Origin of the sequence: Burkholderia sp. Ac-20379, from assembly GCF_017104645.1 — a bacterium.
Lineage (GTDB): Bacteria > Pseudomonadota > Gammaproteobacteria > Burkholderiales > Burkholderiaceae > Burkholderia.
In genome coordinates, this window is the sequence record NZ_JAAGPF010000273.1 from 1 (window position 1) to 10,275 (window position 10,275).

At 70.6% G+C, this 10,275-nt stretch carries 9 protein-coding genes; 3 read left to right on the forward strand and 6 right to left on the reverse strand.

All coding sequences use genetic code 11. The features are described 5' to 3' along the window. Positions 1-1,620, forward strand: a 1,620-nt coding sequence (locus tag G3N92_RS25775; RefSeq protein WP_206130418.1) for an ABC transporter substrate-binding protein, incomplete at its 5' end; no start/stop codon positions are given. Between the two features lie 19 nt (positions 1,621-1,639). Here G3N92_RS25775 and G3N92_RS25780 read toward each other — a convergent pair. Next, a complete protein-coding gene (locus G3N92_RS25780; RefSeq protein WP_339385816.1) occupies positions 1,640-2,539 on the reverse strand; it encodes a D-alanyl-D-alanine carboxypeptidase family protein in 900 nt (299 codons plus the stop codon). A gap of 237 nt (positions 2,540-2,776) precedes the next feature. After that, complete coding sequence (locus G3N92_RS25785; protein WP_206130420.1) at positions 2,777-3,691, reverse strand: LysR family transcriptional regulator; 915 nt, start codon at positions 3,689-3,691, stop codon at positions 2,777-2,779. A 124-nt stretch (positions 3,692-3,815) separates the two neighbouring features. On the opposite strand from G3N92_RS25785, the gene G3N92_RS25790 reads away from it, so the two are divergent. Both G3N92_RS25790 and G3N92_RS25795 read left to right on the forward strand, forming a co-directional pair. Then, complete coding sequence (locus G3N92_RS25790; RefSeq protein ID WP_206130421.1) at positions 3,816-4,892, forward strand: Ldh family oxidoreductase; 1,077 nt, start codon at positions 3,816-3,818, stop codon at positions 4,890-4,892. A 56-nt stretch (positions 4,893-4,948) separates the two neighbouring features. Next, complete coding sequence (locus G3N92_RS25795; protein ID WP_241015021.1) at positions 4,949-6,268, forward strand: MFS transporter; 1,320 nt, start codon at positions 4,949-4,951, stop codon at positions 6,266-6,268. 19 nt (positions 6,269-6,287) lie between these two features. On the opposite strand, the gene G3N92_RS25800 is transcribed toward G3N92_RS25795, so the two are convergent. The 4 genes from G3N92_RS25800 to G3N92_RS25815 form a co-directional block, all read right to left on the reverse strand. Further along, positions 6,288-7,703, reverse strand: coding sequence for a HAMP domain-containing sensor histidine kinase (locus tag G3N92_RS25800; protein ID WP_206130422.1), 1,416 nt, complete (start codon positions 7,701-7,703; stop codon positions 6,288-6,290). Beyond that, on the reverse strand, positions 7,672-8,394 hold the full coding sequence (locus G3N92_RS25805) for a response regulator transcription factor (RefSeq protein ID WP_206130423.1): 723 nt from the start codon (positions 8,392-8,394) through the stop codon (positions 7,672-7,674). The genes G3N92_RS25800 and G3N92_RS25805 overlap by 32 nt, the downstream gene beginning before the upstream one ends. After that, positions 8,391-9,980, reverse strand: a complete 1,590-nt coding sequence (locus tag G3N92_RS25810) for an alkaline phosphatase family protein (RefSeq protein ID WP_206130424.1) — start codon at positions 9,978-9,980, stop codon at positions 8,391-8,393. Before G3N92_RS25810 ends, G3N92_RS25805 begins: the two co-directional genes overlap by 4 nt. Then, positions 9,977-10,275: energy transducer TonB (locus G3N92_RS25815; protein WP_206130425.1), on the reverse strand; the 299-nt coding region annotated here is incomplete at its 5' end. The genes G3N92_RS25810 and G3N92_RS25815, both read right to left, overlap by 4 nt.

Sequence of the window (10,275 nt, forward strand, 5' to 3'; positions counted from 1 at the left end):
TTACGCATTCGACCAACACCCTATCGTCAACTGCCACCCACACGCTCTCACTACCCGCCGCTCTTCCGATCCGACGCCGACCCCGGCGCGAGCGGCGGCCGCCTCGCGCCGCGCCGCGGCGGCGTGCTCGATGCGATCGTCACGCCCGAGCCGCCGACGCTCGCGATCTTCCTGAACACGTCGACGCCGGGCCGCGCGGTGGCCAGCAAGATCTTCGACGGGCTGCTCGATTACGGCGCGGATCTAAAGCCGCGCCCGCAACTGGCCGAGAGCGTCACGCCGTCGGCCGACGGGCTCAGCTGGACGATCCGGCTGCGCCAGGGCGTGCAGTGGCACGACGGCAAGCCGTTCACCGCCGCCGACGTCAAGTATTCGGGCGAGGTGATCTGGAAGCAGTACGCGCCCGTCGCGCGGCGGCTGTTCCAGTACCTCACGCGCGTCGATACGCCCGACAGCCACACCGCGGTCCTGCGGCTGTCGAAGCCGTCGCCGGTGATCGTCAACGCGCTCGACGCGATCGCCGCGCCGATCCTGCCGCGCCATCTGTACGAAGGCACGGACATCCTGAACAACCCGTACAACAATCGTCCGGTCGGCACCGGGCCGTTCGCGTTCAAGAGCTGGCAGCGCGGCAGCGACATCCAACTGACGCGCTTCGCGCACTACTGGCGCGAGAACGAGCCGTATCTCGACGGCATCACCTGGAAGATCGTGCCCGACGCCGGCGCGCGCGCGGTCGCGCTCGAAACCGGCTCGGCGAAATACGGCGAGCGCAATCCGGTCACGTTCTCGGATGCGGACCGCCTCGCCAAGGCACCGTCGCTGGTGGTGAGCCGCGCCGGCTACAACGGCTTCGCGGCGAACTTCTGGCTGATCCCGAACCTGCGCCATCCGATCCTCGGCAACCTGAAGGTACGCCAGGCGATCCTGCATGCGATCGACCGCACGGCGCTGGTCAACACGGTGTGGCGCGGCTACGCGAAGCCGGCCACCGGCCCGGTGTCGTCGCTGCTGAAGACGTTCTACACGCCGGACACACCGCAATACGCGTTCGACCGCGCGGCCGCCGAGAAGCTGCTCGACGCGGCCGGCTATCCGCGCAAGACCGACGGCTGGCGCTTCCACATCAACCACGATTTCATCCCGTACGGCGACGACTATCAGCGCACCGGCGAATTCGTGCGGCAGGCGCTGCGCTCGGTCGGCATCGACGTGACGCTGCGCGCGTTCGATCTGGCCGCGTGGACGAAGAACGTGTTCACCGACTACACGTTCGATCTGGTCAGCTCGTGGGGTGTGAACTGGCAGGATCCGCAGATCGGCGTCGAGCAGTATTTCTGGTCGAAGGCGGCGGTGCGCGGCGTCGCGTGGCAGAACGCGGCCGGCTACGCGAGCCCGGAGGCGGATCGCGTGATCGAAGCGGCGCAGATCGAGACGGACCTGGCCAAGCGCGTCGCGCTGTATGCGCAATTGCAGACGCTCGTGCAGCGCGACCTGCCTCAGATCTACCTGTTCGAATTCCGCTGGTTCGGCGTGTGGGACAAACACCTGCGCAACGTCACGGATACCTACGATCACTCGCAGAGCAACTTCGCGCAGGTCGGTTTCGACAACGCGTGAGCGGCGCGCTCGCGCCGTCTCAGGCGGGCTTGCCCGCAACGGCCGGCCGCGTGGCCGCACCGCGATCGCCCCGGCTGCCGCCGGGGACATCCGCGAACGCCGAGAATCCGTAGTCGAGCAAACGGGCCGCCCCGGCGATTCTGTCCGGCGCGCTCGGCGCGCCCAGCAGCACCGCGAACACGCGTCGCATCATCGCCGGATGCGGCTGCCGGCGCTTCGCCGTCGCCACGATGCAATAGCCCGCCGCCTCGGTATGCCCGGTCTTCATGCCGTCGACCGACGGATCCTTGCCCAGCAGCCAGTTCTTGTTGCGCTTGCTGAAGCGCCCGTACGCGAAATGCGCGTCGGATGAAAACGCGTAGTACTCCGGAAACGCCCGCGTGATGTGCAGGGCCAGGATCGACAGATCGCGCGCCGTCGAATGGTTGCCGGGGGTCGTGATGCCCGACGGCGTCGTGAAATGCGTATGCGTCATGCCCAGCGCTTGCGCGGCCGCGTTCATGCGTTGCTCGAACGCGGCCGGCGAGCCGCCCACGCGCCGCGCGAGCACCATCGCGGCATCGTTGGCCGAGGCGGCGATCAGGCCGCGCACCAGCGTCTTCACCGGCACCGCCTGGCCCGGCGTCAGGTACATCCTCGCTTCGTCGGCGCCCACGCCGGCCACGTCGGCCTCGCTCACCACGATTCTTTCGTCCCATCGCAACGCGCCGCGCTTCAGCGCGTCGAGCACGAGGCAGGCCGTCATCAGCTTGGTCAGCGAGGCGGGTTGACGCTCGGCATCGGCGTTGTGCTCGGCCAGCGTCGTGCCGGACTCGCCGTCGAGCACCAGCCACGAAACGGCCCGGACGCCGGCCGGCGGTTCAGCGGCGCCGGCGTGCGCGGCCGACGAAAGGCAGGCCGCCGCGCTCAGGGCGAGCAGCCGGCGGATCGATGGGGAAAGCGATGACGATTTCAATGAAACGGCCTGGAACGTGGCATGTCGGGAATACGCCGGGAACGCGGCCGTTGCAGACGCAACGAATGCGCCGCGGCCCGCGCTTCCCGTCGACGGCCCATCATCCTAGCGCCGGCTGCCTCGCCGGCGATGCGGGCTTCGCATGGGGATATTCCAGCGGCGCATGCCAGGCCGATGGCGGGCAGCGATACGGCGAACCGCCTACCGGTCGTCCGCGAACGCGCCCGTCTGGCCGTCGAATCCTTCCAGATGCGCGATCGCGGCGTCGCTCGCGGGGTTGTTCGACGGATCGCGCCACACCAGCACCAGCTCGGCCTCGGCGGCGCCCGGCCCCGTCAGCGGCAGGAAGATCACGTCGGCGAAATGAATGCTCTCGGCCGAGCGCGGCACCAGCGCCACGCCCATGCCCGCCCCCACCAGCGCGAGGATCGAATGGGCCTGCGTCACGTGCTGGGTTTGCGCCACGCGCACGTGATTGGCGTTCAGCACGCCTTCGATCAGATCGTGGAAATAGACGCCCTCCACGGGCGGATAGGTGATCAGGTTCTCGTCGGTCAGATCGTGGATCGTCAGCTCCTGGCGGCCCGCGAGGCGGTGCCGCCTCGGCAGCGCCACCACCAGCGGCTCGCGGAACACGAGCCGGGTCTGCAGGCCCGGCGCATGCATCGGCGGCCGCGACAGGCCGATATCGATCTGCTGCAGGCGCAGCGCCGCGCGCTGCTCCGCCGACGTCATCTCGCGCAGGCTCAGCGCCACGCCCGGCATCCGCTCCTGCAGCCACTGCACGAAGCGCGGCAGGAAGCGATAGCTCGAGGTGGCCGTGAAGCCGATCGTGATCGCCCCTTGATCGCCCGATGCGATGCGCCGCGCGTCGAGGATCGCGGCGTTCGTCTGCCCCACGATCAGCCGGGCCGAGCGCGCGAACGCGGCGCCGGCCGCGGTGAGCGCGACCTTGCGCGTGCCGCGGTCGAGCAGGCTGACGCCGACGGCATGTTCGAGCGCCTGGATGTGCCGCGTGAGCGGCGGCTGGGTCATGTTCAGGCGCTCGGCGGCGCGCCGGAAGTTCATGTCTTCGGCCACGGCGAGAAAACAGCGCAACTGGACGTAGGTGATCATTGATTCCGTATCAGTATCAATCGATGCCGAGGTGGAAATGCAGGGGCGCGGCGCGGCGATAGCCTTGAGTGACGAATCTTACTCAACCCGCGTCGCACGCGCACGCCGAAATCCCCTGCTCCTCATGTCGACGATCGAACGACCCGAAATCCTGCTTCGCCCCGAAGCCCCCCTGACCGCCCTCGCCGGCAACCTGTTGCACGCGGCGGGGCTCGACCGCGACAAGGCCGACGCCGTGGCCGCCATGCTGGTGCTGACCGACATGATGGGGCGCGGCACCCACGGCCTCGCGCAATGCGGCCCCTACCTGAACGAACTGCGCTCGGGCGCGATGACCGGCCACGGCGAGCCCGACACGATCCGCGATCTCGGCGCGACCGTCGTCTGGGACGGCCGCTACCTGCCGGGCCTGTGGCTGATGCAGCAGGCCATGGCGCTGGGGTTTTCGCGGATCGCGGCATGCGGCGTGTTCACGTTCGCGATGCGCCGCAGCCATCACATCGGCTGCCTGGCCGCGCTGGCCAAGCAGGCCACCGACCGCGGCTACTACGTGACGATCGCCTCGTCCGGCCCGCACACGCGGCTGGTCGCGCCGTTCGGCGGCAAGGAAGGCCTGTTCAGCCCGAATCCGTTCGCGTTCGGCGTGCCGGCCTCGGCGTTCCCCGTGCTGATCGACACCAGCGCCTCGCTCACGACCGTCTCCATGACGCGCCGGAAAGCGGCTGCGGGCGAGCTGTTCGAGCACCCCTGGCTGCTCGATTCGCAGGGCCGCCCCACGCGCGACCCCGGCGTGATGGAGCGCAGCGGCGACCGGGGCAGCCTGATGCTGCTCGGCGGCGTCGAAGCCGGCCACAAGGGCTTCGGGCTGGCCCTGATGATCGAGGCGTTGACCCAGGGCCTGTCGGGATTCGGCCGCCTCGACGCGCCGAAGCAGTGGGGCGCGAGCGTCTACCTGCAACTGATCGACCCCGCCGCGTTCGCAGGCGCGGACGCGGCGCGCGCGCAAATGGATTTCTTCGTCGACCAGTGCCACGCCAACGCCCCGATCGATCCGGAGCGGCCGGTGCGGCTGCCCGGCGAGCAGGCCGCGCGCAACATCGCGCGCAGCCGCCGCGACGGCATCGCGCTCGCGCCGCAGACGGTCGCCGCCCTGCGCGACTGGGCCGCCCGCCTGGAGGTGGACGACAGCCTGCTCGATTGACCCCAACACGGGCCTCGCCCGTCGAACAACAAACCAGACACGGAGACAACACGATCATGAAGGACGACGCAAGCGCGGCGGTGCTGCCGCACGCCATGGCCGGCGCCGAACGGCGCACCCGGGTACGCTGGACGATGCTCGGGCTGGTGTTCATCGGCACGATCATCAACTATCTCGATCGCGCCAACATGTCGGTGGTGGCGCCGCTGATCTCGAAGGAATTCGCGATCTCGCCGGTCGGCATGGGCATCCTGTTCTCGGCCTTCTCGTGGGCCTTCGCGATCGCGACGATTCCCGGCGGCTACGTGCTCGACCGCTTCGGCACGCGCCGCGTCTACGGCTGGTGCCTGGCCGGCTGGTCGCTCGCCACCGTGCTGCAGGTGTTCGCCGGCGGCTTCGCCTCGCTGTTCGGCCTGCGCTTCGGCGTGGGCGCGACGGAGGCGCCCGCGTTCCCGGCCAACAACAAGGTGACGACCTCGTGGTTCCCGCAGCGCGAGATCGGCGTGGCGGGCAGCGTGTGTTCGATGGGCATCTATCTGGGCACCGCCCTGCTCACGCCCGTCGAATTCCTCATCGCCACGCATTACGGCTGGCGCGGCGTGTTCCTGACGACGGGGCTGGCCGGCATGCTGTGGGCCGTGGTGTGGTTCGCCTGCTATCGCGAACCAGAGCACAGCACGCAGGCGAACCGGCAGGAGCTCGACTACATCCGCGAGGGGCAGGCGGCCGCGGGCGCGGCCCGCGCGCGCGAGGGCTTCCGCTGGGATCAGTGCTTGAAGCTGCTGCGCTTTCGCCAGATCTGGGGCGTGTGCCTCGGCAAGTTCGCGGGCACCACCACGCTCTATTTTTTCCTGACCTGGTTCCCGACCTATCTGATTCAGGCGCGCCACATGTCGATGCTGCACGCCGGCGCGGCCGCCATCGGCCCGTATCTGGCCGCCGCCGTGGGCGTGATGTTCGGCGGCTGGTGGGGCGACTGGATGATCCGGCGCGGCTATTCCGTCACCGTGGCCCGCAAGCTGCCGATGGTGATCGGCCTGGCGCTGACCGGCTCGATCGTGCTGGCCAACTTCACCGATTCGAACGCGCTGGTGATGGCGATCCTCTGCTTCGCGTTCTTCGCGCAGGGCATGTCGTCCACCACCTGGGTGATCCTGTCGGAAATCTCGCCGGTGAAGCTGGCCGGCATGACCGGCAGCATCGCCAGCTTCGCGAGCAACATCGCCGGCATCGTGACGCCGATCACGATCGGCTTCATCGTGCAGAAAACCGGCTCGTTCGAATGGGCGCTGGGCTTCTGCGCGATCGTCTCGCTGATCGGCGTGCTCGCCTACACCGTGATGATGGGGCCGATCGAGCGGCTCAAGGTGGAGTGAGGCGCGCCCGGCGCCTCGTTCAAGCCAACGCGGCGAACCGCAGCTCCACACGGCAGCCGGGCCGGTTGTCGGCGATCGTCAGTTCCGCGCCGTGCAGCCGCGCGATCGCGGCCACCAGGCTCAGGCCCACGCCGTGGCCGGCGTGGCCGCTGTCCGCCGACGCCTCGCTCGAAGCCGACGCCGAGACCGAGGCCGCCCGGTAGAACGGCCGCAGCACCGCCGCGCGCTCGGCCTCCGCGATGCCCGGCCCGCTGTCGGCCACGCACAGCACCGCGCGCCGCCCGCCGGGGCCGTCGCGCAGTTGCGCATCGAGGCTGACGGTGCCGCCCGGCGGCGTGTACTTCAACGCGTTGTCGAGCAGGTTCTCGAGCGCGCCGAACAGCAGATCCTGATCGCCGACGACGCCGGCCGGCGTCGCCGCCGCGCCCACCCGCAACGCGATGCCGCGCGCCTCCGCCACCGGCTCGTAGAGATCGGCGAGATCCTGCACGAGCGCGTCGAGCGAGACCGCGTGGAACCGCTCGCGCCGCCCCACCGCCTCCACCTCGGCGATCCGCAGCAGCGCCGCGAAGCGCGCCATCACGAGATCGGCCTCCTCGATCGCCACGTCCACCGCGTGCGCGTAGTCGTCCGGCGACACCGCGCGCCGCCGCGCGCGCTCCAGGCCCGCACGCAGCCGCGCCATCGGCGTGCGCAGATCGTGCGCGATGCCGGCGCACACGCCCTGCACCTCCACCACCAGCCGCTCGATCTCCTCGAGCATCCGGTTGACGATCACGACGAGCCGGTCGAGGTCGCTGTTCGAGCCGTCGCTGGGCAGGCGGCGGCCGAGATCGCCCGACATGATGTCGTCGGCGCTGTCGCGGATCCGGCGGATGCGGCGGTTCGACAGCACCGTCAGCGCCGCGCACAGCGCGCCCGACAGCACGATCGTCAGCGCGAGGCCGATCAGCAGCGTGCGCACGAGCGTGCGGTCGAACGCGAGAATGCCGTCGATGCCGTGCCCCACCACCACGCGCCAGCCGCCCACGGTGGGCACCACGATGCCGCGGTAATGGCGCAGCACGCCGTCGGGGCCGGTCACGGCATAGTCGAACGGCTTGCGCACGAGCCGGCTCGGCAGGCTCGGAATATTGCCCGCGAGCCACCGGCCCTGCCCGTCGAACAAACCGTAAGGACGGCTCACGGCCACGTCGCGTCGCGCCAGCGCGGCGATCGACGCGATCCCGCCGGCGCCGCCGAGCGTGTGGAATTCGGCCACCTCGCCGCCGAGCCGCTCGTCGACCTCGTGGATCAGATAGCGCTCGGTCGTCCAGTACAGCAGGCCGAACAGCAGCACGGCGGCCACGATGAACACGACGGACAGCCAGACGGCCGCGCTGGTGCGCGCGCGGCCCAACGCGTCAAGGCGTTGCCTGAAGAATGTAGCCGACATTGCGTACGGTATGGATCAGCGGCCCGAGGGCGCCGTTCAGGTTGATCTTGCGGCGCAGATGGCCCATGTGGATGTCGATCACGCTCGACTGCGCGCTGAAGTGGTAATTCCACACCGCCTCGAACAGCATCGCGCGCGTGACCACCTGCCCCGATTGGCGCATCAGGGTTTCGAGCAGCGCGCACTCGCGCGGCTTCAGCTCGATCGCCTGCCCGGCGCGCGTCACGGCGCGCGTGCGCAGGTCGAGCGCGAGATCGGCGAAGCTCAGGACGGTGTCGTGCTCCGGCGACCGGTGGCGGCGCAGCAGCGCGTTCAGGCGCGCCGAGAGCTCGAGCTCGTCGACCGGCTTGGTCACGTAGTCGTCCCCGCCGCCGCGCAGCCCGCGCACGCGCTCGTCCACGCCGGCCAATGCGCTGAGGATCAGCACCGGCATGTCGCGGCCGAGATTGCGCAGCGTCGCGAGCACGGACATGCCGTCGATGTCGGGCAGCATGCGGTCGAGCACGATCGCGTCGAACCGCTCGTCGAGCCCGCGCCGCATGCCGCGCTGCCCGGTGGTGGCGGTTTCAACGGCGAAGCCGTGATCCTCGAGCGCGGCCGCGATCTCGCGGCCGAGCGCGAGATCGTCCTCGACCAGCAGGATGCGCGGGCGGTACCCGCCCGCGCGGGCGACAAACGGCGTGGTGTTCAAGAAGGCGTTCCGGTGCGGTGGGCGTCGTGCACGGCGTGGGCGTCGTGCACGGCGGCGCGCCAATGCAGGCCCGGCAGCGGCGCCGTGTGCTGCTCGGCCACCGCCTGCAGCAGCGCGGGATCGAGGCCGAGCGAGGCCAGCACGGTCGGCGCGACGCTGGCGATCGACACGGGCGCGCTCACGCGCCCGCCCTGCCCGCTCAGGCGCGGGCTCGACACCAGCAGCGCCACCTGCGTGTCGTCGTCGTGAAAGCCGCCGTGCTCGGCCAGTTTGCCGTCGCCAGGTTTCGTGTAGATGACGCCGTCGCGCGTCACCACCGCGAGGTCGGGCACGCGCGGATCGCCGGGGCGCGTGCCGAGCCGCTGAGCGAGCGCGTCGCCGGTCAGCACCTCGGCGATGCCGAGCGCCTGCGCCTGGGCTTGAAGCCCGGCCGCCACCTTCGGCGCGGCCGACGCATCGTTCAGCCAGACCAGCGCGCCGTGATCGGGCGTGAGCTGCGCGAGCGCGCCCGGCGCGGCCTGCGCGATGGCGGCCTCCAGCTTCGCGGTGTCGATCCGGTGCAGGCGCGCCGGGTCGAACGGGCCGTTGCCGTGCTTGGCGGTGACCACCACCAGCGTGTCGTCGAGCAGGCCGCGGCGGCGCAGCGCGGCGTCGAAGCCGGCCAGCAGCCGGTCGACATGGCCGATCGCGGCGTCCACGCCCGGCGTCAGCGCCCCGCTCGCGTCGCGATAGCCGTACAGCTTCTGCGCGACGTTGACGGCCTGGAAGTTCAGCCCGAACACGTTCGGCACCGGCGCGGCGGCCGAACCGTCGTGCGTGCGGCCCGCGATCTCCTCGCCGATCGCCTTCGCCTTCATCGCGTCGTAGGCCTCGGTGCGCGCGAGCGAGCCGGTGATGCCGCTCGCGTGCGCGGCGTCGGGCTGCAGCTTCTCGAAGTTCGCGCCGATCTCGGGCAGGAACAGATCGTTCACGCCGCGGCCCGACGGGCCTTCGACGAATTCGTAGGCGGGGTGCTTGTCGATCCAGGCCGAATAGCCGCCGGCCTCGCGCACCGCCTCGAAGATCGTGTTGACGCGCAGGTAGGCATGCGGCCAGACCGGCGCGCAAGCGCGCGCCGGATCGCGCGGCAGGCGGGCCGGATCGATGCCGATGTTGCCGGCCGCGTCGCGGCGGTCGAGGCTCTCGTCGAACGGCACGCGCGTGCCGGGGTGCGTGCAGTCGCTGCCCGGCGCGGCGAGCGTGCGGTCGTAGCTGACGTCGTAGTAGATGCCGGTTTCGGCCGGCGTGCCGCCCGTCACGAGGGCCGCGAGGCCCGGGAACGAATCGGCCGGCTCGACGGTGCGCGCGGCGGTGTACTCCACGCCGCGCCGCGCGAGCCGCGCCAGTTCGCTCGACGGATGGGCGGCCACGTAATGCGCGAGATCGCTGCCGTGCAGGCCGTCCACGCTGATCAGCAGGACATGATGGACGGGCGCGCCGGCCGGGAGCGCCGCCTTGGCGGCCTCGGCAGCCAAGGCCGAGGCCGTGCACGACAGGGCGAAACCGCCGGAAAGGGCCAGCCATGCGGCCCGGGAAAATACGTTCATGGTGTGTCGTCCAGATCGAATGTCACCCACAGCTGCTCGGCCAGCGTCTGGCCCGCGAGCTGGGCGGGAGGTTTGGGGTACGAAGCGTCGCGCACGGCCGCCAGCGCGGCGCGGTCGAGCAGGCCCCCGCCGCTCGACGCGACGAGCCGCACGTCGGATACCGCGCCGTCGCGGTAGCGGAACGCCACGCGCGCGCGGCCCGACATCTGCGCGAGACGCGCCGATTCCGGGTAATGCAGCGCGGCCTGGATCGCGCCGCGCAACGCGCCCTCGAAGCTCGCGTCGGCATGCGGCG